Source organism: Streptomyces sp. NPDC002730 (assembly GCF_042888805.1).
In the GTDB taxonomy this organism is placed as follows: Bacteria; Actinomycetota; Actinomycetes; order Streptomycetales; family Streptomycetaceae; genus Streptomyces.
In genome coordinates this window covers 86,834-108,915 of the sequence record NZ_JBIAQG010000006.1, presented here as the reverse complement: position 1 = coordinate 108,915, position 22,082 = coordinate 86,834, and the positions used below count along the sequence as shown (strand labels likewise).

General features: G+C 66.2%; 22 protein-coding genes and 2 pseudogenes. 10 read left to right on the top strand and 14 right to left on the bottom strand.

Annotation, left to right across the window (positions count from 1 at the left end):
- Position 1 precedes the first annotated feature (1 nt).
- Positions 2-616: a DUF1349 domain-containing protein gene (locus ACFYXH_RS16790; RefSeq protein ID WP_385303482.1), complete on the top strand. Its 615-nt coding sequence runs from the start codon at positions 2-4 to the stop codon at positions 614-616.
- Here the strand turns inward: ACFYXH_RS16790 and ACFYXH_RS16785 are convergent, their stop codons facing one another.
- Positions 617-1,615, bottom strand: a complete 999-nt coding sequence (locus tag ACFYXH_RS16785; protein ID WP_389563195.1) for a zinc-dependent alcohol dehydrogenase family protein — start codon at positions 1,613-1,615, stop codon at positions 617-619.
- 106 nt (positions 1,616-1,721) lie between these two features.
- Here ACFYXH_RS16785 and ACFYXH_RS16780 point away from each other — a divergent pair, with 106 nt between their 5' ends.
- The 4 genes and pseudogenes from ACFYXH_RS16780 (at position 1,722) to ACFYXH_RS16765 (ending at position 3,970) form a co-directional block, all read left to right on the top strand.
- Positions 1,722-2,651 carry an AraC family transcriptional regulator gene (locus ACFYXH_RS16780; RefSeq protein ID WP_389563194.1) on the top strand — a complete coding sequence of 310 codons (930 nt, stop codon included), beginning with the start codon at positions 1,722-1,724 and terminating at the stop codon, positions 2,649-2,651.
- Between the two features lie 190 nt (positions 2,652-2,841).
- Positions 2,842-3,312 carry a GNAT family N-acetyltransferase gene (locus ACFYXH_RS16775; RefSeq protein ID WP_389563192.1) on the top strand — a complete coding sequence of 157 codons (471 nt, stop codon included), beginning with the start codon at positions 2,842-2,844 and terminating at the stop codon, positions 3,310-3,312.
- A 139-nt stretch (positions 3,313-3,451) separates the two neighbouring features.
- Positions 3,452-3,564, top strand: a pseudogene (locus tag ACFYXH_RS16770) (ATP-binding protein); the annotation flags it as partial.
- Positions 3,565-3,742: 178 nt separating this feature from the next.
- A complete protein-coding gene (locus ACFYXH_RS16765; protein WP_389563190.1) occupies positions 3,743-3,970 on the top strand; it encodes a hypothetical protein in 228 nt (75 codons plus the stop codon).
- 780 nt (positions 3,971-4,750) lie between these two features.
- Here the strand turns inward: ACFYXH_RS16765 and ACFYXH_RS16760 are convergent.
- Positions 4,751-5,659 (bottom strand): radical SAM protein, encoded by a 909-nt coding sequence (locus ACFYXH_RS16760; protein ID WP_389563188.1) that lies wholly within the window; start codon positions 5,657-5,659, stop codon positions 4,751-4,753.
- A 1,002-nt stretch (positions 5,660-6,661) separates the two neighbouring features.
- On the opposite strand from ACFYXH_RS16760, the gene ACFYXH_RS16755 reads away from it, so the two are divergent.
- The gene (locus ACFYXH_RS16755; protein WP_389563186.1) at positions 6,662-7,882 is read left to right on the top strand and encodes a helix-turn-helix transcriptional regulator; all 1,221 of its coding nucleotides are present in this window, start codon (positions 6,662-6,664) and stop codon (positions 7,880-7,882) included.
- Positions 7,883-7,937: 55 nt separating this feature from the next.
- Here ACFYXH_RS16755 and ACFYXH_RS16750 read toward each other — a convergent pair whose 3' ends face one another.
- From ACFYXH_RS16750 to ACFYXH_RS16730, 5 genes are all read right to left on the bottom strand, one after another.
- Positions 7,938-8,864, bottom strand: a complete 927-nt coding sequence (locus ACFYXH_RS16750) for a major capsid protein (protein ID WP_389563185.1) — start codon at positions 8,862-8,864, stop codon at positions 7,938-7,940.
- A 30-nt stretch (positions 8,865-8,894) separates the two neighbouring features.
- Positions 8,895-9,392: a phage terminase small subunit P27 family gene (locus tag ACFYXH_RS16745; RefSeq protein ID WP_389563183.1), complete on the bottom strand. Its 498-nt coding sequence runs from the start codon at positions 9,390-9,392 to the stop codon at positions 8,895-8,897.
- 127 nt (positions 9,393-9,519) lie between these two features.
- On the bottom strand, positions 9,520-9,894 hold the full coding sequence (locus tag ACFYXH_RS16740; RefSeq protein WP_389563182.1) for an HNH endonuclease: 375 nt from the start codon (positions 9,892-9,894) through the stop codon (positions 9,520-9,522).
- Positions 9,895-9,900: 6 nt separating this feature from the next.
- Complete coding sequence (locus ACFYXH_RS16735) at positions 9,901-10,398, bottom strand: hypothetical protein (protein WP_389563180.1); 498 nt, start codon at positions 10,396-10,398, stop codon at positions 9,901-9,903.
- 741 nt (positions 10,399-11,139) lie between these two features.
- Complete coding sequence (locus ACFYXH_RS16730) at positions 11,140-12,849, bottom strand: recombinase family protein (RefSeq protein WP_389563179.1); 1,710 nt, start codon at positions 12,847-12,849, stop codon at positions 11,140-11,142.
- Between the two features lie 292 nt (positions 12,850-13,141).
- Here ACFYXH_RS16730 and ACFYXH_RS16725 point away from each other — a divergent pair, with 292 nt between their 5' ends.
- Positions 13,142-13,852 carry a DsbA family oxidoreductase gene (locus tag ACFYXH_RS16725; RefSeq protein ID WP_389563178.1) on the top strand — a complete coding sequence of 237 codons (711 nt, stop codon included), beginning with the start codon at positions 13,142-13,144 and terminating at the stop codon, positions 13,850-13,852.
- Positions 13,853-13,921: 69 nt separating this feature from the next.
- Positions 13,922-14,968, top strand: a complete 1,047-nt coding sequence (locus ACFYXH_RS16720; protein ID WP_389563176.1) for an aminotransferase class V-fold PLP-dependent enzyme — start codon at positions 13,922-13,924, stop codon at positions 14,966-14,968.
- Here the strand turns inward: ACFYXH_RS16720 and ACFYXH_RS16715 are convergent.
- On the bottom strand, positions 14,917-15,459 hold the full coding sequence (locus ACFYXH_RS16715) for a MarR family winged helix-turn-helix transcriptional regulator (protein ID WP_389563175.1): 543 nt from the start codon (positions 15,457-15,459) through the stop codon (positions 14,917-14,919). The two genes, ACFYXH_RS16720 and ACFYXH_RS16715, sit on opposite strands and share 52 nt — an antisense overlap.
- 138 nt (positions 15,460-15,597) lie before the next feature.
- Between ACFYXH_RS16715 and ACFYXH_RS16710 the strand changes: the two genes are divergently transcribed.
- Positions 15,598-16,668, top strand: a complete 1,071-nt coding sequence (locus ACFYXH_RS16710; RefSeq protein WP_389563173.1) for an alkene reductase — start codon at positions 15,598-15,600, stop codon at positions 16,666-16,668.
- A 157-nt stretch (positions 16,669-16,825) separates the two neighbouring features.
- Here the strand turns inward: ACFYXH_RS16710 and thpD are convergent, their stop codons facing one another.
- The 6 genes and pseudogenes from thpD to ACFYXH_RS16680 form a co-directional block, all read right to left on the bottom strand.
- A complete protein-coding gene (gene thpD / locus ACFYXH_RS16705; RefSeq protein WP_389563171.1) occupies positions 16,826-17,722 on the bottom strand; it encodes an ectoine hydroxylase in 897 nt (298 codons plus the stop codon).
- A gap of 3 nt (positions 17,723-17,725) precedes the next feature.
- Positions 17,726-18,124, bottom strand: coding sequence for an ectoine synthase (locus ACFYXH_RS16700; RefSeq protein WP_327322803.1), 399 nt, complete (start codon positions 18,122-18,124; stop codon positions 17,726-17,728).
- Between the two features lie 31 nt (positions 18,125-18,155).
- A complete protein-coding gene (gene ectB / locus ACFYXH_RS16695) occupies positions 18,156-19,424 on the bottom strand; it encodes a diaminobutyrate--2-oxoglutarate transaminase (protein ID WP_389563169.1) in 1,269 nt (422 codons plus the stop codon).
- A 22-nt stretch (positions 19,425-19,446) separates the two neighbouring features.
- Positions 19,447-19,983, bottom strand: coding sequence for a diaminobutyrate acetyltransferase (ectA, locus tag ACFYXH_RS16690; protein WP_389563167.1), 537 nt, complete (start codon positions 19,981-19,983; stop codon positions 19,447-19,449).
- A gap of 359 nt (positions 19,984-20,342) precedes the next feature.
- Positions 20,343-20,618, bottom strand: a pseudogene (locus ACFYXH_RS16685) (alanine--glyoxylate aminotransferase family protein); the annotation flags it as partial.
- Positions 20,609-20,785, bottom strand: a complete 177-nt coding sequence (locus ACFYXH_RS16680) for a hypothetical protein (protein WP_389563920.1) — start codon at positions 20,783-20,785, stop codon at positions 20,609-20,611. The pseudogene ACFYXH_RS16685 and the gene ACFYXH_RS16680, both read right to left, overlap by 10 nt.
- Before the next feature lie 74 nt (positions 20,786-20,859).
- Between ACFYXH_RS16680 and ACFYXH_RS16675 the strand changes: the two genes are divergently transcribed.
- Positions 20,860-21,945, top strand: coding sequence for an amidohydrolase family protein (locus ACFYXH_RS16675; protein WP_389563165.1), 1,086 nt, complete (start codon positions 20,860-20,862; stop codon positions 21,943-21,945).
- Positions 21,946-22,082: the final 137 nt, after the last annotated feature.

Here is a 22,082-nt window from a genome sequence, read left to right as displayed (position 1 = left end):
GGTGACCGAGCCGATCGACCTGCCCGAGCTCCCCTTCCCGCTGCGCTCCTACGGCCCAGACGCCAACTGGTCGTACGAGAAAGGGGTGCTGACCGGCTGGGCGGGAGCCAGGCAGGACCGCTTCGTACCGCCCGCGGGCGAGGCGCTGGAGCCCGTCTCCGACGCGCCCCGCCTGCTCGGTGCGCCGGAGGGCGACTTCCAGCTCATCGCACGGGTCACCGTCGGCTTTGCCGCGGCCTTCGACGCCGGGGTGCTCTATCTGCACGTCGGCGAGCGGGAGTGGGCCAAGCTCTGCCTGGAACTCTCCCCGGACAAGCCCACCATCTGCACGGTCGTCACCCGCGGCCACTCCGACGACGCCAACTCCTTCGAGGTGGCGGGCGACAGCGCATGGCTGCGGATCAGCCGCACCGGCAAGGCCTTCGCCTTCCACGCCTCGACGGACGGCGAGCACTGGACCTTCGTGCGGATCTTCGCCCTCGGGACGGAGGAGCAGGCCGGGGCCGCGCTCGTCGGCTTCCTGGCGCAGTCCCCGGTGGGCGAGGGCTGTGTGGTGACCTTCGACCGGATCGAGTTCCGCGAGGGCTGGCCCGAGGGGCTGCGCGACGGATCGTGATCAGACCCGCACCACGATCTTGCCGGTGTGGGCGTTCGACTCCATCAGCCGGTGGGCGTCCACGATCTGCCCGAGACCGTCGAAGGTCTCTGCGATGGCCGGAGTGAACGACCCGTCGCGCAGACCGGACCCGATGAAGGCCGCCGCCCGGCGTCGGCCTGCTTCGGTCCTGGCGGGCACGCCGTTGGCATACGTGTGCACCGTGAGCGGCCAGTTCCTCGACAGCTCGATGGGACGCGGATCCAGCCAGCCGTAGAGCACCGCCGTACCGCCGGGCGTGACCGCGTCGCCCAGCGTCCGGAAGCCCGGTCCGCCGATCGCGTCGAAGGCCAGCTCGGCCCCGCGCCCACCGGTGATCCCCTTGACCTCCTTCACCAGGTCCTCGTCGTCCGTGGTGATCACATGGGCCGCTCCGAGGTCGAGCAGTTGCTGCTTCTTGGCAGCGGTACGGGTGGTGGCGATCGGGATAGCGCCCAGCCGGGCCGCGGTCTGGATCGCGGCCGTACCGACGCCGCTGGACGCACCGGTGATCACCACATGGTCGCCGGGCCGCAGCCCGCCGGTCTCCACCATGCCGCCATGGGCGGTGGAGTACGTCAGCCACACGGCGGCGGACGTCACCGCGTCCACGCCGTCGGGCCTGCTGACCACCGACTCCACGGGCAGGACCACCCGTTCGCCGTACACGCCGTGGACACCGAAATCGAAGTTGGCCGCCGCCATCACCGGGTCACCGGGTGCGAACTCGCTCACGCCCTCGCCGACGGCCTCGACGACACCGGCCGCCTCATAGCCGAGCCGCGAGCCGGGCAGCGTCGCCGGGTAGTAGTACGTGCCGGCCCGGAAGAGGGCATCGGCCCGGTTGAGGCCGATCGCCTCGACACGGAAGCGGACTTCGCCCGGACCGGGCTCGCGCAGCTCGATGTCCTCGATCTTCAGTACTTCGGGACCGCCGGTCTCATGGAAAAGAACTGCCTTGGTCAATGCGGAAGTTGTCATGAGAACGACCGTAGAGAGCCGCGACGAGACGCTCCATGTCCCAGAGCATCCCGTTCATGTCTGTTCGTCTTGCCGCTGATCCGTTGCACCGATGTACGGTTCGATCGTGGACGTACTGAGTGACGCGATCGCCGCCATGCGCACAGGCCGGCCCCACTCGTCGCGGACGCGCAAGCACGCGCCCTGGGGCGTCCGTTTCCCGTCCACCGAGGGCGCCGGATTTCATGTGGTGCTCAAGGGCTCGGCCTGGCTGCTGCCCCGGGACGACGCCGAGCCAGTCCGGCTCGGCGCCGGCGACGTGGTCTTTCTGGCCCATGGATACCGTCACTCCCTCGTCGACCACCCCGGCTCGCCGGTCGAGGACGTCGAGCTCGAACCGGACGGATCCTGGCCGCCCGTACCGAATCCGAACCCGGACCCGCAGCCGGACGCCGGTCCTGAGACTCTTCTGCTGTGCGGTGCCTACCAGTTGAGCAAGACACGGGCCCATCCGCTCCTCACCGAACTGCCCGATGTGGTCCATCTGCCTGCCGGGGCCGGCGCACATCCCTCGCTGCACGCAGCCGTCGAGCTGCTCGCCGCCGAACTCGCCGGTCCGCAGCCGGGATCCGACGCCATCGTGCCTGCGCTCCTCGACACGCTGCTGCTCTATCTGCTGCGCGCCTGGTGGCTCCAGGAGCGGGCCCACGAGCCGACGGGCTGGGCAGGTGCCATGGTCGACCCGGCGATCACCGCCGCGCTGCACGCCATCCATGCAGACCCCGCACACCCCTGGACCGTTGGGGAACTGGGCGCCGCGGCCGGTCTGTCCCGCGCCGCCTTCGCCCGCCGGTTCACCGCGCTCGTCGGCCAGCCGCCGCTTGCGTATCTGACGTGGTGGCGGATGACCACCGCGGGCCGGCTGCTGCGCAAGGACGACGCACCGCTGCGTACGGTGGCCCAGCATGCGGGCTACACCTCGGAGTTCGCCTTCGCCAAGGCCTTCAAGCGGGAGTACGGGATGGCGCCGGGCCAGTACCGCCGGGGCACGGGGTGAGTACCGGCGGCCCTCCGAAAGCCCTCCGAAAGCCCTCCGAAGGGACCAGGGCGCCCGCGCCGGCGGGCTCGGCACGGCGGACTCGCTGCGCCGGCACATCCAGCGCCGCGTCGGCCTCGCACCGAGCGCCTACCGGGCCGCCGTCAACCGGATCGCAACCGCCGGCTGATCTCCCGGCGTCCCCACCATCATGATCAGAACAGCCGTTCCGGCCGACCTGGACGCCATCGCCGCCCTCCACGCCGAAGCCCGCGCGAGCTACTACCGCGGCCACATCCCGGACGACGCCTTCGACGGCCCCGCCGAGCGCGCCCGCACCCGCGCGGGCTGGGCCGCAGCCATCGAGCGCGGCGCGGTGCTCTGCGCCGAGAAGGACGGGACCGTCGCCGGAGTCGCCGCTTTCCGCGAGGTCGATACGGTCATGACACTCACCCAGCTCCATGTGGACCCGAAGCGGTGGCGCGGCGGCATAGGCACCGCCCTGCACACGGCCTGCGTCGAGTCCTGGCAGCGCGCCGGAGTCCGCACCGCCCGCCTCGAGGTCTTCGAGCAGAACAGGCGCGCCCAGTCCTTCTACGCGCACCACGGCTGGTTCCCCGACCCGGACGAGCCGCGCGCCGACACCCACCTGGTGCTTCGTCTCACAGTGCCGCGCGCCTAGCGGCACTCCCGGCATGCCGATCCGGTACAGAACCGTCGGCACGACGACCGCCATCACCGGACCGGCCCAATGGAGCGCTTCCCGGCCCCATTCGGCGTGGCGCGGGGCTTCCGAGCCTCAAGCCCAACAGTCGTCCCCCGACGAGGACTCGGGGCGCGGGCTGCTACTGGTCGAAGCGCCGGCGGACGGTGAGGTGTGACGCCGGGACCCGTCCCCCGCAAGGGGGTGTGGGCCGAGCTGGACCTCGTACCGAAGCAGCCGAGTCCACACCGGCCACGCCCACTCTTGCGAGTGAACTGCCTCAACCTCCCCGCGCCAAGACCGCCTTGTCTTCCTACGCTCGCCACGAGAGTCGCCATCGGCATGTGCCATTGACACTTCTGCCGCACGACTCGCACCGCCCCGTAACCGACAACACTGGAGGAACCTGGTGGCCGTGGACCTCTCCTTCTACACCTCACCCCTCTCGGAAGAGATCCGAGACGAAGGCCGCGCCCAGGGCATCGCGCAGAGCATCCTGCTCGAGCAGCGCGACATCGCCGTTCCCGTCGGCGCCCGCGAACGCATCACCAGCTGCGGTGATCCCGAGATCCTGCGGCACTGGCTCGCCCGGACCATCACCGCATCCTGCGCAGAGGAGATCTTCGCAGAGGAATAGTCCCGCCCCGGCGAGACGCACAGTGGCCGGGCCGACCGCTCATGCGGCCGGCCCTGGTGTCAGGGCCGGGCCGCGAACACCGACGTGCCTCCGACCGGGTATTCGGTCGGGGGATTCGGTCTCGGCAATCGATCGTGCTGCACCTCACACAGGCGGCCCCCGCGGAATGAGGCAGTCCCGGTGCGCGTTCACCCCTTGGCGGAGGTGGCCTCCGCACCGTACGACCCTGGAGTGATGAAGAAGATGCGCGTCGAGATCTGGAGCGATATCGCCTGCGCGTGAACCAACGGAACCATAGGTTACCGCGAGGCTCTGACCAGCGTCTATGCGCGGGGAGTTGGGGCGGTAGGAAGCCCCGCCCATCTGCCACGGGGGAGGCAGACGGACGGGGCCGTTCGGGGGTCGCGCTGGTCAGTGTGGGGCGTGCACGGGAGCTGTTTGAGCTCGCAGATCCGCTAGCCGCCTTTGGTACAGCGGACCGGCCACGTGTGCCGCTCTTGCCTCACTAGGGGCTGCCTGCTCGATGACGTGGTGTGCCGCTGCCTTCAAGTGGGCCGCCCACGCCAACACGTGTTGCTGAGCACCCCGCCCGCATTCCTGGGGTTCACCAGGGAGGCACAGGGGCAACGGCGGCCCGATCTTGTTTGCCGCGTGCCGGACGTAACCGGCAATGACGGCCCACTCCTCTTCGGTCCGCTGCACTGCGTTGCCTTCGGTGACCCACCGGCCGAAGTCGTCCCCGTGATCGTCCATTCGTGTGCTCCTGGTGATCTCAGCGTGTTACGCGGGTGCGCCGATCGTATCCGCGCCGGTGATGCTGCCCGCCTCCTTCGGGTCGCAGTGACCCACCGAGGGCACACACGGGCCGCACGGCCCACACATGGGCAGGAATTGCGGGGGCGTGCATGACTGCACCCCTTCCCCGTGCACCGCCGTGATATCGGCAGTCACATCGGCCATTTGTGCGCCGCCCCAGATGCCGGAGATCGGCTTTTCCAGCACGTTGCCGATGGTCAGGAATCGACCGAGAACGCACGGCCACACATCCCCGGTCGGACCGATGGCGCACTTCTCGTGTGCGCAGTGCCCGCACAAGTCTGCGATGGTCGGGGCGGCTCCCTTGCTCGCCCGTCCGAATGCACGGGTCCTGTCTCCGCCGACCGTGCCCACACCGAGCGCCGTAAGGTCCCGTGCCGCTTCCTGCACACGCTGATTGTCGCGCACGGCGACGACTCCGCCCCGCAGCGGGATTCCGAGTTCCAACGCCTTCTGGACGTTGGCGCGGGTCTTCTTGTGCGAGCCCCGAAGTTGCGTCACCTGGTCGTGCTCTTCGGCGGTGTCCGAGTAGTACGACGTGGCGAGCTTGACGCCATAGCGCGTAAACGCGTCCCACAGGGGTGCGCGAATATGGGTCATGTTCGAGAACACTTCGATACCCAGCCCCCGCCCGTGAGCGTGCTCAATCAGCTCAGACAAGTGCGGGTAGAGCGTGGGCTCACCGCCGATGAACTGAACGTCCAGCGTCCCCATGTCGGCGAGCTGGTCAAGAACGCTCACCCAATCCTGCACAGTCATGGAGCCGTGAGTGCCCTTGGGGCCACTGTCTGCGTAGCAGTGATCACAGAACTCGTTACAGAGTCCGGTCACCTCTAGCCATGCGAATAAGAGTCGGTTTGCGGCAGCGCTCATTGTGCGTCTCCTTGCAGCCGTTGATGTTTGGTGCCCCGCCCCTGCCGAGAGTCCGAATACGTGGGGGAACAAGATTCGGTTACGTCCGGCAGGGGCGGGAGTTCATATGCGGCCTATTGCGGCCACTGTGAGAGTTGCCCTGGCGAGTGTGGCAACGATGAACGCGAAGACCGCCCAGCCGCAGCGGCGAACTGACTTCACGGAGAGCCCTCTTCGCGGCAACAGTTCTTGCAGTTCTCCCACGGGCACGGCACGTGCTTGGAGCCGGGCGGGAAATAGATCACTCCGGATTTCACGTCCAGGGCGCCGCCGTATTCGGTCCACCATCCAACTGGGCTGTTCGCATAGGGGGAGCCGGCGAACGGGTCGGTGGACGTTCCCTCTGCTGCTGAAGCGCTCATAACAGCCGCCCCATAGTGCCGAGCCGACGCCGATTCTCGTAGTCTTCCCGGACACGTTCACGGAGCGCCGTGAGCGTAGGGCTGTCGCGGTCATCTCGGTGATTTGGCGGACCCTTGAGGGAGCAGTCCGGATCGGGGCATTCACACGGGCCGAAACCGTCCGCGCCGACAGAGGGAAGATCCTCCGGAACATCGTTCACCGGGACGCCCCGCTCGTGTCGGTGGCTCGGCGGTGGGGGTGCTGACGAATCGTCTCGTCGGCGGCCCGTTCGCTGACGATGCTTCCCAGCCCCCGGGCGCTGCGTCGCTGTCGGCCAGCGGCAGCACAGACGGAACACCCTTCAACTGGTACAGGCTGTAAGGCAGGTACGTGGAGTGCCGGGGCCGCTGTGGTGTTGCTACTCACCGTTCAACCGCCTTTGTCGTCGGCTCTGTTGGGCAGGGAGACCAGGCAAGCAGCGGGTAGCGGTGATCACCACGGCAAAAAGGCCGCACTCTTGCCGCATCCTGACCTCATTGACCGTTCTGACCAGTACTGACACACACTCAGTGGCTACGCTGCCTAGAGCAGAGGGACCCGGACGGGAGAGGGCGGGCCAGTATGACGAGCAAGCGGCGTAGGTTCGCTGATCGGCGGAAGGCATGCGGGTTCAACCAAGAGGACTTCGCCGAAGCGGTGGGCGTTGATCGCTCCACCGTTCAGCGTTGGGAGAGCGGTAAGACGGGCCCGCAGCCGTGGCAGAGGCCCAACATTGCGCGCGCGCTGCAAGTAACGGCGAAAGATCTCGACGCGTTGCTGATTCCGGACGCTTATGCTCCGCGCCCCGCCCCTGCTCACTGGCTCGCCGTTAGAGAACCGTCCAATGACGACGAATTCGATGCCTACGAGCTAGCGCGGCGAGTATCTGCAAGCGATGTAGGAACCGAAACACTCCTTCGCCTCGAAAACGCCTTTGACGAGTTGGCGATGAACTATCCCGTATCCCCACCCCAGCAACTGTTGGAGAGGGTGCGGAAACATTCGGCCTATGTCTCACACTTGATGGATTCTCAAATGACCCTCGGCGAACAACGACGTCTGTATGTTGTTGGGGGGTGGTTCCAACTACTGGGTGCGACTCTACACATTGACCTGAACCAGGATCATGCGGCGACAGCTCGTCTTCAAACCGCCATGACGCTTGCACAGCACGCCGAGCATCGAGAGATTCAGGCCTGGTGCTACGAAACGGATGCTTGGCGCGTTCTTACGGACGGCGAGTACTCCCAAGCACTGGAGCTCTCGAAGATTGCGCAGCAACTTGCCCCGGCGGGAAGCTCAGCCGAAATCCAGGCTACGGCACAGGAAGGGCGAGCGCGGGCGCGCCTCGGAGAATCGAAAGAGACGTACAGTGCGATTGAGCGCGTACAGGGAATGTCAGCCACCCTTACACCCAACAAAGGAACCGCGCATCATTACCAGTATGACCCTGGTAAGTCACTGGCGTATACGGCAACCACTCTAGCCTGGATAGGAGACCCGGCAGCGGAAGGCTTTGCCCGTGAAGTAATTGCCAGACTAGCGCCCTCGAATGACGTTGAAAAATGGCCTAGGCGAGTCGCTTCGGCGAACATCGACCTTGCTTTGACTCTCCTTAACGGTGAGCGTTTGGACGAGGCGTGTAATGCGGCGCAGCGGGCTATATTGTCGGGTCGAGTCGTACCGTCCAATCATTGGCGTGCACTTGAAGTGGTCAATGCTGTTGAGGCCCGACAGCTACCGGAAGCCGCTGATCTCCGCGACGCCTACCAGGGATTAAAAGCCCTTCCGAGGGGTGAATAGAGAAAGCCCCGCACCCAACTCCCCTGGATAGGGAAGTGAGTACGGGGCTTTACTGTCAGCCGTTCAAGACTCCGGTCAGTCGAGCGGCGGCCTTTCCGCCGAACACGGCGACGCCGCAATAGAACTCGATACGCGTACGGAAAGCGGGCTTGGACTTCATCTGTCCGAGGTCATCAGCCTGAACTCCGCCGTTGGTGAGTCCGGTTACTGCCCGGTCCTCTTCATCCCTACCGAAACGTACCGCGTACATTTCCGAGCCGTTCACGGTCGGTGCGAGAATGTCAAAACCAGTCCGAGTCTGCCCGGCATCCAGAATCGGAATGCCATTCCAACGCGTGATCTCCTTACGCGTCAGGTCTTCCCGTATCTGCTCGACACCACCGATGCGACGGGCCGCAGCGCGAATCTTACCGATCACGAGAGCGTTGGTGTAGATGACTCCATTTTCGCCGGTCAGACCAGGCACCGTTTCCACGAGTTCTTCGAGCTTGTCGAAGAATGCGTATGTGTCACTCGTCCCGTTGCCGATAACCGGCATGCCAGCGCTCAGGACCTGTGAGCCGGCCAGCCGCTTCCGCAAGCCATCGAAAGACTTCGGGTCCTTGCTCACGTCGCCGTTGAAGAACGTGTCATTGAATGTCATTGCGGCAGACTTCACTTTGGCCGTGGTCTGCTCTGCTCGCACGTCGATAACGTTCCGGGTGCGTGCAATGAAGGTATCTACGTCCGCATCACCGCCGAGGATCACCAGCGATTCGAAAGCCTGGTTCACTGCCCCCGTGGACTCCTTGTACGCGTCGCCAACCGAACGGAACTCGACTCCGGGAAGCGTCGCTTCCTCGTTGTAGGCGTACGCGTTGCCGTCGATGGTGAGGAACGGAATGCGGTCCAAGATGCTGGATTCCGTTGTGAACGTCTCAATCACGGCGCGCTCAAGCTGAGTGATCGAGTACTTAGCGGACTCGCTGAGAGTCATTGCCATGGTTCCATGCTCCTTGTGTATGTGTGAATGTCAGTCCCAGATATCCGCGTTTTCATCCTCGGATTCCGGGACGGTAATAGCAGCACGAGAACTCGGCGAGAGCCCCAACTCGCGAATGTACCTGGCGAGTTGGGTTCGGTATTGGCCTGCGATTGTGGCCGCGCCGTTCTTCACCGTGCCTCGCTCGGCGGTCACCATGAGCCCGCGCTCTGAAAGGTCTCGCTCCGCCTGGTCGATACGGGCGACGCATACGCACAAGTCCTTGACAGTGGCGTGGTCCACTTCGCCAATCCCGGCGGACACTTCGAGAATTGGAACGATGCGTCGCCACTCCTCCGAAGCGACTTCACGGCAACGGATGTTCGCCGACTCCACAGCAGGATCGGGCGACGACTTGAATAGCTCCAACCAATCCGGCTCGGCGAGGATCGCACGCGGGACGATCACCCCCTCTTTGATCGCGGTCTTTGATGGGTTGCCGTCGCGTTCCCGCTGGATTGCGGATCTCGGTCTGTATCTATCGGCCACGCATTCTCACTTCCTAGTCGCGGCCCTTTGCGGGCCTCCCAAATTCTTCCGCTGCACCGGCGCGAGTTTTCGCCCTCCCTGCCGTTCTTTTGCGGGAGGGATGGGGGGTCACCCCCTGGTCACCAGCTCATGAGCGGCGAGGCTTGACGCGTTCGGCAGCCCACCCGCCCGGCTGGTGCTTCGCGGTCTCCTTGTTGTGGCACGACGCGCACAGCGGACGGAGCCGAGAGAACGCGTCCGGATCGTTCACACCGTTGGCGACCAGCGCACGGCGCGACTCGGGGAAGTGGTCAGCGACCGTCGCCGTCTTGCTGCACAGCACGCACCACGGATGCGCGTACAGGTAGCGGCGCCGGATGTGTTCCCATCGGACGCCGTATCCCTTGGCCGTGGTCGTCCCTCGCTGCTGCTCGGCTTCCCTCGCATGGGTCGGGCAGCGTCCGCCCGTGGTGAGTTCGGGGCAGCCGGGGACAGAGCAAGGGGGGCGGGGCTTACGCGGCATGGGGTATCAGTCCGTGCCGGTAATAAACGCGTCGCGCTCTGCCCTGCGCTGGTCTGCCTCTGCGGTGGCAATGGTCCGTGCCCGCTCATCAGCGAGCCGCACAAGCTCCCCGAGCAGATCGGCTTCACCCACGTTCACGGTGGCTACCGACATGTAGTCAGCACCGGTGTGCACGGCTGCATTCTGTGCCTCAACCGAGGTATCCCACGCCCGGTACCGGGCAGCGCGCATGTCGGCCCATGCCTGAAACCAGGGCTGTTCGGCAATCAGCCGTGCGAAGCGCTCACGCGGCTCGTCAGCGCTGTTGCGCGCGTTCTCGGCAACCTCGTGCCGGTTGTCGAATACTCGGCTGTCGTACGCCTTGCTGCGCTCGTTCTGCCGGGCGGTCTCGGCTTCCTGTGCTGCCGCCAACTCTGCTTCCGCAATGGCAAGCGGGGACGTGCTCTTTTCGGCAGTCGCGCGCAGTCGTTCGACACGTGCGGTCAGAGTCTCAATGTTCGCCATTGTGTGTTGCACCCCTTGCCGGCTCACGCGGCACATCCGGGGTGGCGCTCCTCTCTACTGTTTCGGGCATGAAAAAGCCCCCGTGACTCGTCAAGGGGGAGAACTGATTGCTCTATGCGGCTTGTTGGGCTCGGCGCTTCCGGTAGTCGGCCTGTTTGCAGCGCGGTGAACAGAACCGTCTAGGTCGGCCTCTGCCGGTCCAACCCGCAGGCTCGGCGCAATGGGCGCACCGGGCGTCTCGGCGGGCCTCTGCCGCCAGCCAGGTGGCTTCCTCCGCGTCGTCCTGCGCTGCGCGGCAATCGTCCTCAGCCTCTTCGGCGTAGTCGCAGAACTTCTTCCGCCTGGTGGTCACCTGGAACAGCTCGCCGCACAGCGGGCACGTGGCAGTTGGCAGCGTCCACGCTTGGTTGGTGGCGCGGTGTGCGGCTTGTCGGCAGCTTCCCGAGCAGTACCGCTCCTGCCGACCGGTGAGAGTTCGTCCGCACTGCGCGCAGTCGGATAGTTGGTTGTCGTACGGGTAGTAGCCCAAGGCGGGTCCTCCATAGGTCGTTACGGATTCCGATGACGAGGTACGGGTTCTAGTTATTTCTTAGTTTTCTTAAGGAAAAACAGAAGCTGTTAGACGTCATCAGAATTAGTAGTCAGCGGGAGTCGGGGCTCTCGCGCTGGCCTCCTCTGCGGGCACCGATGAGCCCCGGTGGTCGCAATGGACCGGCCGGGGCTCGGGTGAGCAGTGCTGTTCTACGCTGCCGCGCGTGCAATCCTGCTCTTCTGAACGTGCGCAAGCGCCTTATCTAGTGGTGTCTCGTCCACATCTTTGTCTATCCAGTCGATTTCCATTCGTTTGATGAGGGGTGTGCGGTCGCCACGTCCCTTTGGGGGACTCAGTACGATCTTTCGAATCGCTGCCCGCAGTAGCGCGCGCTGCCCACTCGCGCCCGCGCTATTCCACAGCAACGCCAAAGCCTCGGGGTGCATGAGAGTGGTCAGATCGGCATCTTTCGCGAGTTCCTTCAATTCAGCTTTCATTGCGGTTATCTGCTCTGAAAGCTCACGCCGGAGTGAGTCGTAGAGAGTTTCATCCATCCCACCTCCCAAGAAGAACTCTTTCTGTAGCTTCAGTTCACGTGAGGCAGCGCTTTCCAGGGCTGCGGTAACTTCCTGCTTGCGCCTTTCCTTCGCAGGGTCCTTGTAGTCGAGCCACTTGCGCGCGATTGTGTGGATTACGTCGGACTCCGGGGAGAGGCTCAGAATATGGGATTCCCAAGTGCCCGCTATCTCCCTATCGATTCTGATGCGATCGGTTGACATTCCCTTGCAGGATGATTCGCCTTGCCGCTGGCGTGCCTGGCAACGGTAGTTGACGCCGCCATTTTCCATCGGACCTTTGCAGCGCCCGCAACGAAGGATATCCGTGAGTGTGGCGACTATTTCACGCTTCCCTCGTGAACGGTCACCGATGGTGGTTCCGGGCTGGGCCCGGTCGGAGAGAATGCTGGAAATTTTCACGTGCTCGGGGAACGAAATGACGCCCTCGCCCAAAGAGATGGGATGTCCCTTTTTGTCGAGCAGGGGCGTCCCGCCCCGATGGTATTTATCGAGTTCGTTTCCGTGCTCGTCTTTCATCTTCTCTCGGTTGGCAACCAAACCGGCCCATGTTACGGAGTGCGCAAGGCTGATAATTCCTGAGTCTGTCCACTTGCGGCCATGTCGAGTAAGCAGCCCCTCGGTATTTAGCCTGTTCGCTATCCAGGCCGGAGTCTTGCGGTTGAGCAAGTACACGGCAATGCGGCGGGCGGTTGGATATTCCTTCGGATTGTGGGTAAGCTTGCCAGAACTCTTGGGTGAATAAAGGCCATACGGTGTTACTCCGCCTGTCCATTTCCCCTCGGCTTTATTCCCTGTGATGCTCACTTTCGCAAAATGGGATATATCCGCCGCCTGCTCACGCGCTTGCTCCGAAAGGATTGCAAGGATCATGCGTGATTTGGACGAGTCAATCCGCTCTGCGGTTACACAGATTCGTGCCTTTTGGGTGTCGAACTCGTCCAGTAGTAGACCAACCTGTCCCATTCCTCGGCGTGAAAGTCGACTGGTCTTGTAGACGTAAAGCGTTTTGGAAAGCCCCGTGGCTACCGCGCCTGTCGCTTTCTCGAACTCCTCGCGCCGCACGCTCGCCTTACTTGCGCTCCGCTGTTCAAACCACAGATGACGGATGCTCTTGCTCTCGCTGCGAGCGTGGCCACACATTTCCCTTACCTGCTGGCGGAGAGAAGTGAGGGTGTCTTTCTTCTTGCTCCGGCGCAAGTACATCTCTGCCAGTTCAGAAGGATCGCCCGTCGCGGGCTCCCAGAGTTCAAGTTCCTGCAACTCGTCATCTTCGAATCCGAGCGAGCGCAGCGTAGTGAGATCGTCGCGTTCCATGGTCATCCGTTCGCCGAAGGTGACCACCTCCTGAGCCTGTGGTTCGTGCGCCGCTTGGTCTCCTACTGGTTGTAGGGACCAGGAAGTTCCCTCACTCTTCGTAGAGAGCGGCAGGATCCCGATCCGTCACTCCCCCGCCCGTTCGTAGGGACGGAGGGATTCCCCTGCCCTGTAGAGGAGGGGGAGAGATTCCTCCCTCAAGCTCTGTAAGGAGCAAGAAGTTCCCCTCAGTCTCTGTAGAGGGCATTGGATTCCCGCTTCTGGTTCCTATGGGGAGCATGGGATTCCTGTACACACGTTTCCGCAGGTCAGACGTGGTATGGCTCCGTCAGTCCATGCGTGCCCCTGGTGCTACATCGGCAAGGCGCGCTTCGAGCAGGGACTCGCGGCCTTCGCCCACCGCGACCAGGTCGAGGTGGTGCACCGCTCCTTCGAGCTCGACCCGAACCGCGCCAAGGGCGAGACCGGTCCGGTGATCCCCATGCTGGCGAAGAAGTACGGGCGCACCATCGAGGAAGCGCAGTCGATGGAGGAGCACGTCGCCTCCAACGCGCGCTCCGAGGGGCTCGAATACCGGACCGAGGGCCGTGATCACGGCAACACGTTCGACATCCACCGGCTGCTGCACCTGGCCAAGGCCCGCGGCCGCCAGGACGCGCTGCTGAACCTCGCCTACCGGGCGAACTTCGCCGAGGAGCGGTCGGTCTTCGACGCCGAGATCCTCCTCGAGCTCGCCGTGGAGGCCGGTCTGGACGCGGACGAGGCCCGGGCGGTCCTTGCCGACGAGGACGCGTACGCCGACGACGTACGGGCGGATGAGCGCGAGGCCGCCGAGCTGGGCGCGACCGGTGTGCCGTTCTTCGTCCTCGACCGCCGCTACGGCGTCTCCGGCGGCCAGCCGGCCGAGGTCTTCACCCAGGCGCTGGAGCAGGCGTGGCAGGGCCGGGCGATCACCCCGATCGGCGCGGACGCCGCCGCCTGTGACACAGACGGCTCGTGCGAGGTTCCGCAGCCCGGAGCCCATGCTTGAGCGCTGCTGAATGGTTCCCCTCAACAATTCGCGGTTGACCAGGCGTTGAGAGCATCGCAGGGTGATCCCATGGAGACCCTGGGCGGCGCCGAGTTCGCGCCGGACACGACGTATCTGAACACCTCCACCTGCGGGCTGCTGCCCCGCAGGACCGTCGCGGCGGTGACCGCGCTGGCCGAGGAGCTCGCGGCAGGGCGGCCGGGCGGCGCCGGTGACTTCTCCGAGGTGACCGCCGCCCGGCAGTCCTTCGCACGCCTCACCGGTGTGGACGAGGAGCGGGTCGCCGTCGGTGGTTCGGTCTCGGTGCATGTCGGACTGATCGCGAGCTCGCTGCCGACCGGCGCGGAAGTCCTCTTCCCCGAGGGGGAGTACGCCTCGGTCATCACGCCGTTCCTGGTGCGCGGGGATCTCAAGCTGCGGTACGCACCGCTGGACGAGCTGGCCGATGCGGTGCGTCCGGGCACCGCGCTGGTGGCCTTCTCCTCGGTGCAGTCCGCCGACGGCCGGATCGCCGATCTGCCCGCGGTCCGGGCCGCCGCGGCCGCACACGGCGCCCGTACGCTCGTCGACGCCAGCCAGTCGGCGGGCTGGCTGCCGCTGGACGCGGGCGCGTGGGACTTCACCGTCACCGGCGGCTTCAAGTTCCTGCTCTGCCCCCGCGGCGCCTCCTTCCTCACCGTGACCGAGGAGGCGCAGCAGACCCTGGTGCCGATCCATGCGGGGACCTTCGCCGCCGAGGTTCTGTGGGGGACCACATACGGACCCATCGAGGAGCTGGCGCACTCGGCCCGCCGGTTCGACGAACCCACCGCCTTCCTCTCGTACCACGGAGCGAGGCAGTCACTGGCGCTGCTGGAGGAGACCGGAATCGACGCCGTACACGCCCACAACACCGCGCTCGCCCGGCGGTTCCGGGCGGGGCTTACGGAGCTGGGCCATGAACCGGTGCCCGGCGAGTCCGGCATTGTCGCCGTCCCGGGGCTCGGCCACCGCGTCCCGGAACTGGCCCGCGCGGGGATCACCCTCGCGGAGCGGGCGGGCAATCTGCGCGCCGCCTTCCACCTCTACAACTCCGCCGCCGAGGTGGACCGGGTGCTCGACGTCCTGTCCGGCTGACCGGGGCAGTCCGCGGTCTGGACGCAGAGGTTCTCCTCGACCTTCCCGAGCAGCCGGGTCAGCTCCCGGCGCTCGTCCGGGTCGAGCCCGGCGAGCGTGTGCTCCTCCAGATTCGCCCAGGCCGCCTGCACCGCGGAGTGCAGGGCGCAGCTCTCCTCCGTGGCCTCGACGAGCACCGCGCGCCGGTCGCCCGGGTCGGGGCAGCGGCGGACGTGTCCGGCCTGCTCCAGGCGCTGGAGCATCTTGGTCACGGTGGAGGGGTCGAGCTCGACGGCCTTGATCAGCTCGGACTGGCGCACCGGGCCCGCGTCCCACAGATGCATCATCACGAACTCCTGCCCCGGGTAGAGGCCGGCTCCCCTGAGCAGCTTGCCCGCCGCCATACGGTGCAGCCGGGCGACCCGGGAGACGGCATGGCTGACGGGGCCGCCGAGCGCGGAGCTCGGCAGCGCCTCGGTACAGACGGGGCCGCCCGCGGTCTCGGGCTTCATCGGGGCCTCCTCAGGAGGGGATGGCGACTGTCTGGTGGACAGTGTCCCCAAAAACTTTACCTTGGTCGGCCAATTAATGGTCTACAGTGACTCTCGGCGCGCTTACTTGGCCGACCATATAAATTCTGGGGAGCTTTCATGACCACCGCATTCGACCCGATCGATCTGTCCGGCACACAGCTCGGCAACCGGATCGCCATGGCGCCGATGACCCGCAGCCGGGCGTTCGGCGAAGGGCTCACCGTCACCGACTCCACTGTCGAGTACTACGGCCAGCGCGCATCGGCCGGCCTGATCATCACCGAGGGCATCCAGCCCTCGGTCCTCGGCCAGGGCTACCCGAACACTCCGGGCCTGCACAGCGACGAGCAGATCGCCGCCTGGCGCAAGGTCACCGACGCCGTCCACGCCAAGGGCGGGAAGATCTTCGCCCAGATCATGCACGCCGGACGCATCGGCCACCCGGTGCTCTGGCCGGACCAGGAACTGGTGAGCGTGGCTCCGTCCGCCGTCGCCGCCGCCGGGCAGCTCTACACGCAGGAGGGCCCCAAGGACTTCATCGCCCCGCGCGAGCTGTCCGCCGCCGAAATCCCGGCCGTCATCGGCGAGTTCGTCGACGCGTCCCGCAACGCCATAGAGGCGGGCTTCGACGGCGTCGAACTGCACGGCGCCAACGGCTACCTCATCCACCAGTTCCTCGCCGACAACACCAACCTGCGCACCGACGAGTGGGGCGGCTCCGTCCAGAACCGCATCCGCTTCGCCGTCGAGGTGACAAAGGCGGTGGCCGAGGCGATCGGCGCGGAGCGGACCGGACTGCGGGTCTCTCCCGGCAACTCGTACAACGACATCGCCGAGACCGACCCGGAGGCGACCTACCCCGCGCTGGTCAAGGAGCTGGAGCCGCTCGGCCTCGGCTATCTGCATGTCGTCGAGATGGTCCCGGGATTCAGGGAGGTGACGCTCGCGCTGCGCAAGCAGTTCAGTGGCACCTTCATCCTCAACCCGGCGACCGAGGGCCCGACCGACCACGGGGCGCTGGGGCTGATCGAGGACGGCATTGCGGACATCCTCGCCTTCGGCGCGCTGTTCCTGGCCAACCCGGACCTGCCGGCCAGGCTCAAGGCCGAAGGCCCGTACAACACTCCGGACACGGCCTCGTTCTTCGGCGGTGACGACAAGGGCTACATCGACTACCCGGCGCTGTAGGGCAGTTGGCACGGGAAAGGCCCGGCCCCCTCCGAGCGAGGGGCGCCGGGCCTTCCGTACAGCTGTCGCGGGGCTGTCGTACCGGAGTGAAGTCCCGCGCCTCGATGCCGTGCCCAATGGCGGCTTCGCCGCGGGCCGGCCGCCGGCCGGAAGTGGCTTACCGCACCGGAGTGAAGTCCCGCGCCCCGATGTACTCCGGCCTGGGCACCGGCGCCGCGAACGGCTTCACCGCAGCGTTCTGCACGCTGTTGAAGACGATGAAGACATTGCTGCGCGGGTACGGGGTGATGTTGTCCCCGGAGCCGTGCATGCAGTTGCAGTCGAACCAGGTCGCCGACCCGGCCCGGCCGGTGAAGAGCCGGATGCCGTGCCGGTCGGCGTACCGGGTCAGCGCTTCGTCCGACGGAGTGCCCGCGTCCTGCATCTGCAGCGACTTCTTGTAGTTGTCCTTCGGCGTCTCGCCCGCACAGCCGAGGAACGTCTTGTGCGATCCGGGCATGATCATCAGGCCGCCGTTGGTGTCCCGGTTCTCGGTCAGCGCGATCGAGACGGAGACGGTGCGCATGTTCGGCAGACCGTCCTCGGCGTGCCAGGTCTCGAAGTCCGAGTGCCAGTAGAAGCCCGAGGCGCCGAAGCCCGGCTTCACATTGATACGGGACTGGTGGACATACACGTCCGAGCCGAGGATCTGCCGGGCTCTGCCCACCACCCGCTCGTCGCGCACCAGACCGGCGAAGATCTCGCTGAGTCTGTGCACCTCGAAGACCGAGCGCACGTCCTGGGACTTCGGCTCGATGATCGAGCGATCGTCGGCACGTACCGCGGGGTCGGCGACCAGCCGGTCCAACTCGGCCCGGTAGAGCGCGACCTCGTCCGGCGTGATCAGCTCGTCGACGGTCAGGAAGCCGTCCCGCTCGAAGCCCATCAGCGCGGACGGGACGATCGGTCCCGGCGCTCCGGGCGCGGACCAGACGACCGGGTCCCGGCGCGGGGTTGTCACCTCAGCTGCGCCGCGGGTCGGGTACAGGTCGGTGCGTACAGGGGCGGTGGTCATCGTTCAGCCCTCCTCGGTGAGCAGCGGGTAGACGCCGTTCTCGTCGTGGTCCTCCCGTCCGGTGACCGGCGGGTTGAAGACGCAGACACAGCGGAAATCGGTCTTGGGGCGCATGGTGTGGCGCTCATGGCCGTCCAGCAAGTACATCGTGCCGGGCTCGATCCAGTGGGTCTCGCCGGTCTCGTCGTTGGTGAGCTCGGCCTCGCCCTCCACGCAGAGCACGGCCTCGATGTGGTTCGCGTACCACATCGACGTCTCCGTACCCGCGTACAGCACGGTCTCGTGGAGCGAGAAGCCGACCTTCTCCTTGGCGAGCACGATGCGCTTGCTCTCCCAGGTGCCGGAAGAGGCCTTCACATGGCGCTCGGTGTTCTCGATGTCCTTGAACGATCGGACGATCACGGTGTGTTGCTGCCTTTCTCGTACGGGGGTGTCAGGCCGTCTCGCGGACGGAACGGGCCAGAATGCGCAGGCCCTCGTCCAGCTCTTCGGGGGAGATGGTGAGCGCGGGCAGGAGCTTCACCACTTCGCTCTCCGGGCCCGAGGTCTCCAGCAGCATCCCCAGCTCGAAGGCGCGGGCGCAGACCGCCGAGGCACGTGCCTTGTCCTCGAACTCCAGGCCCCACACCAGGCCGCGGCCGCGGAAGCTCAGTCCGGTCCCCCCGCTCTCCTCGACGATGGCCAGCAGGGCACGCTCGACCTGCTCGCCGCGCGCCAGGGTCTGCTTCTCCATCTGACCGTCGGCCCAGTAGGTGTTGAGCGCGGCGGCGGCGGTGACGAACGCCGGGTTGTTGCCGCGGAAGGTGCCGTTGTGCTCGCCCGGCTCCCAGATGTCCAGCTCCGGCTTGAACAGGCAGAGCGACATGGGCAGTCCGTAGCCGCTGATGGACTTCGACAGGGTGACGATGTCCGGTGTGATGCCGGCCTCCTCGAAGGAGAAGAAGCCGCCGGTACGGCCGCAGCCCATCTGGATGTCGTCGACGATCAGCAGCATGTCCTGGCGGTGGCACAGGTCCTGCAGGGCGCGCAGCCACTCGGCGCGGGCGACATTGATGCCGCCCTCGCCCTGCACCGTCTCGACGATGACGGCAGCCGGCTTGTTGAGTCCTGAGCCCTGGTCCTCGAGCAGTCGCTCGAACCAGAGGAAGTCCGGGACCGTGCCCTCGAAGTAGTTGTCGAAGGGCATCGGCGTGCCGTGCACCAGCGGTATACCGGCGCCGGCGCGCTTGAAGGCGTTGCCGGTGACGGCGAGCGAGCCCAGCGACATGCCGTGGAAGGCGTTGGTGAACGAGACGACGGACTCGCGCCCCTTCACCTTGCGGGCCAGCTTGAGCGCCGACTCGACCGCGTTGGTGCCGGTCGGGCCGGGGAACATGACCTTGTACGGCAGGTCGCGCGGCCGCAGGATCACATTCTCGAACGACTCCAGGAACGCGCGTTTGGCCGTGGTGGCCATGTCGAGGCCGTGCGTGATGCCGTCGCGCTCGATGTAGTCGATCAGCGCGCGTTTCAGGACCGGGTTGTTGTGCCCGTAGTTGAGCGATCCGGCGCCGGCGAAGAAGTCGAGGTAGGTGTGGCCGTCCTCGTCGTGGAGGTAGCTGCCCTGCGCGCGGTCGAACACTGCGGGCCAACCGCGGCAGTAGCTGCGCACCTCCGACTCCAGGGTCTCGAAGACACTCAGGGCGGGCGGGGTGATGGTCACAGCAGTCTCCAGATGTGGGGGGTCAGGCGGAGAGGGGGCCGATGCGGTAGAGCACTTCCGGCTGGTGCGTTCCTTCGGGGAACAGCTCGCCGTCGAAGAGGACTTCGCGCTCCAGCCGCGCCCCGTGGCGCTGGGCGTAGGAGGTGAAAAGGCGGTCGGAGGCGGTGTTGTCCGGGGTGATGGTCGTCTCGATCTCACGGATCCCGGGGCTGTCGGTGACCCTGGCGGTCAGCGCGTCCAGCAGTACGCCGGCGAGTCCCCGGCCGCGGTGCGCATGGTCGACGGCGACCTGCCAGACGACAAGTGCCTCGGGGCGGTCGGGACGTACGTAGCCGGTGACGAAGGCGATGGGCTCACCGTCGGAGCCGCGCGCCACCACGGAGGTGGCGGCGAAGTCGCGACACCACAGCAGGTAGCTGTACGAGGAGTTGAGGTCCAGGACCTCGGAGTCGCGGGCGATGCGCCAGATCGCGGCTCCGTCCTCCACTCGTGGGGTGGCGATCTCCAGAAATTCGCTCGGGGTCTTGGCTCGTACAAGGTCTTCTTGTGCGGCGGTCATGCAGAGGAAATTTACCGAGCAAATACAGAAAATGCATCGAGGGAAGGGGTTGGGTGCTGTGCCTCTTTGTGTTATCACGCGGGCGTGAGCGTCGGCATGACGATGGGGTGTTCTGGGGCTTTTCTGCCGGAATTAGCGGGGCGAATCGGACGCATTGTGGATTCGGTCACACGTCGGTAACTCTCTCGAGATCCGCCCGAATTACGCCCTTCCATCTTGTCGAAACCTTGGTGTTTAGGATCGCGGAACGGGGGCAGAAGAATACGGGAAGCTGCTCGTAATAAAGCAGCTTCCCGTCTATTTCAATTAACGCCGACTTTAGTTCCCGGAGAAATGCTGTTCGCCGAGAAGGGCACCGGTCATCGCCAGGCCTCGGTGACCGCGCGCCGGGCCGCCTCCAGGTCCACCGTCACACCCGATTCGCCGAGCGCCGCGCCCAGCGCCGCCAGCGAGGACTGCACCGTGCCGCGGGTGGCGTCCACGCCGTAGTGATTGACCCGGAGCATCTCCTTGGCCAGCGACCCGCCACCCGCGATCAGCGGCAGCGACGGGTCGGCCGCGAGTGCCTTCGCGACCAGCTCGGAGGCGTCGACTCCGGCCGGGGAACGCGGCGTTGTGACCACGTTCAGCGCGTCGATCCCGACCGCGCACCGCCGCGGATGCAGCCCTCGAGCGGGAGCAGCGCCTCGCCCTGCATGATCACCACGTCCTGCTCGGTGTCGAGCAGTGCGGCGACCCGCCCCTCGATGGCCGCGAAGTGCGCGGCGGTCAGCGGGGCCGGATCGAGGAGGGGATGCGTCACGGCGGTGCTCTCTTCGCGAAGGTGTGTTCGGCCTACTGCGCCGAGGGTACTCAGCGCCTCGTACAGTGCTGGACATGAGCGATCACGTGGTGCTGCATGTGAAGGGGCGGGTGCTCGTCGGTCCCGACGACGTCAGGGACGAGCTGTGGGCGGTGGACGGCCGGATCACGTACGACCGGCCGTGCGCCGAGGCGCTGACCGTCGAGGGCTGGGCTCTGCCCGGTCTGGTCGACGCGCACTGCCATGTCGGTCTTGACCATCACGGCGCGGTCGACGAGACGACCAGCGAGAAGCAGGCGCTCACCGACCGGGACGCGGGCACGCTGCTCATCCGCGACGCCGGATCGCCGTCCGACACCCGCTGGATCGACGACCGCGAGGACCTGCCGAAGATCATCAGAGCGGGCCGGCACATCGCGCGCACCCGCCGCTACATCCGTAACTACGCCCATGAGATCGAGCCGGGCGACCTCGTCGCGTATGTCGCGCAGGAGGCGCGGCGCGGCGACGGCTGGGTCAAGCTCGTCGGCGACTGGATCGACCGGGACGCGGGCGATCTGACCGCCTGCTGGCCCCGCGGCGAGGTCGCCGCGGCGATCGCCGAGGCGCACCGGCTGGGCGCGCGGGTGACCGCGCACTGCTTCGCCGAGGTCGCGCTCCGGGACCTGGTCGAGGCGGGCATCGACTGCATCGAGCACGCCACGGGGCTCACCGAGGACACCATCCCGCTGTTCGCGGAGCGGGGCGTCGCGATCGTCCCGACGCTGGTCAACATCGCGACGTTCCCGGACCTCGCGGCGGGCGCCGAAGCGAAGTTCCCCGACTGGTCCGCCCATATGCGCAGGCTGTACGAGCGCCGCTACGACACGGTGCGCGCGGCGTACGACGCGGGCATCCCGGTCTTCGTCGGTACGGACGCGGGCGGCTCGCTGGCCCACGGTCTGGTCGCCGCGGAGGTGGCGGAACTGGTGAAGGCGGGCATCCCGCCGCTCCAGGCGCTGTCGGCGACGGCCTGGGGAGCACGTCAGTGGCTGGGCCGCCCGGTGCTGGAGGAGGGCGCGCCGGCGGACCTGGTGGTCTACGACACGGATCCGCGGGCGGATGTCGGGGCTCTGGCGGCGCCGCGGCGGGTGATCCTCAACGGCCGGGTGGTCGGCTGAGGGGGTGCCGCTCGCTGTGGCGTGGCACCACGGTGACCCAGCGTGACCGAGGCTGCACCGCTCGTCGAAGCACTTCACGCGCGGGGCGGTGCGGTTGACCGGCGTACTCATCCGTTCGCGGTGACAGGGGTGGCCCC

What these genes read in the sequence shown, in the direction of transcription:
- ACFYXH_RS16720 (WP_389563176.1), top strand. Translation starts at nt 13,922, where the DNA reads ATGGAGACCCTGGGCGGCGCCGAGTTCGCGCCGGACACGACGTATCTG.
- thpD (WP_389563171.1), bottom strand. Translation starts at nt 17,722, where the DNA reads ATGACCACCGCCCCTGTACGCACCGACCTGTACCCGACCCGCGGCGCA.
- ACFYXH_RS16715 (WP_389563175.1), bottom strand. Translation starts at nt 15,459, where the DNA reads ATGAAGCCCGAGACCGCGGGCGGCCCCGTCTGTACCGAGGCGCTGCCG.
- ACFYXH_RS16710 (WP_389563173.1), top strand. Translation starts at nt 15,598, where the DNA reads ATGACCACCGCATTCGACCCGATCGATCTGTCCGGCACACAGCTCGGC.
- ACFYXH_RS16775 (WP_389563192.1), top strand. Translation starts at nt 2,842, where the DNA reads ATGATCAGAACAGCCGTTCCGGCCGACCTGGACGCCATCGCCGCCCTC.
- ACFYXH_RS16760 (WP_389563188.1), bottom strand. Translation starts at nt 5,659, where the DNA reads ATGAGCGCTGCCGCAAACCGACTCTTATTCGCATGGCTAGAGGTGACC.
- ACFYXH_RS16750 (WP_389563185.1), bottom strand. Translation starts at nt 8,864, where the DNA reads ATGGCAATGACTCTCAGCGAGTCCGCTAAGTACTCGATCACTCAGCTT.
- ACFYXH_RS16785 (WP_389563195.1), bottom strand. Translation starts at nt 1,615, where the DNA reads ATGACAACTTCCGCATTGACCAAGGCAGTTCTTTTCCATGAGACCGGC.
- ACFYXH_RS16755 (WP_389563186.1), top strand. Translation starts at nt 6,662, where the DNA reads ATGACGAGCAAGCGGCGTAGGTTCGCTGATCGGCGGAAGGCATGCGGG.
- ACFYXH_RS16725 (WP_389563178.1), top strand. Translation starts at nt 13,142, where the DNA reads ATGGCTCCGTCAGTCCATGCGTGCCCCTGGTGCTACATCGGCAAGGCG.
- ACFYXH_RS16735 (WP_389563180.1), bottom strand. Translation starts at nt 10,398, where the DNA reads ATGGCGAACATTGAGACTCTGACCGCACGTGTCGAACGACTGCGCGCG.
- ACFYXH_RS16740 (WP_389563182.1), bottom strand. Translation starts at nt 9,894, where the DNA reads ATGCCGCGTAAGCCCCGCCCCCCTTGCTCTGTCCCCGGCTGCCCCGAA.
- ectA (WP_389563167.1), bottom strand. Translation starts at nt 19,983, where the DNA reads ATGACCGCCGCACAAGAAGACCTTGTACGAGCCAAGACCCCGAGCGAA.
- ACFYXH_RS16675 (WP_389563165.1), top strand. Translation starts at nt 20,860, where the DNA reads ATGAGCGATCACGTGGTGCTGCATGTGAAGGGGCGGGTGCTCGTCGGT.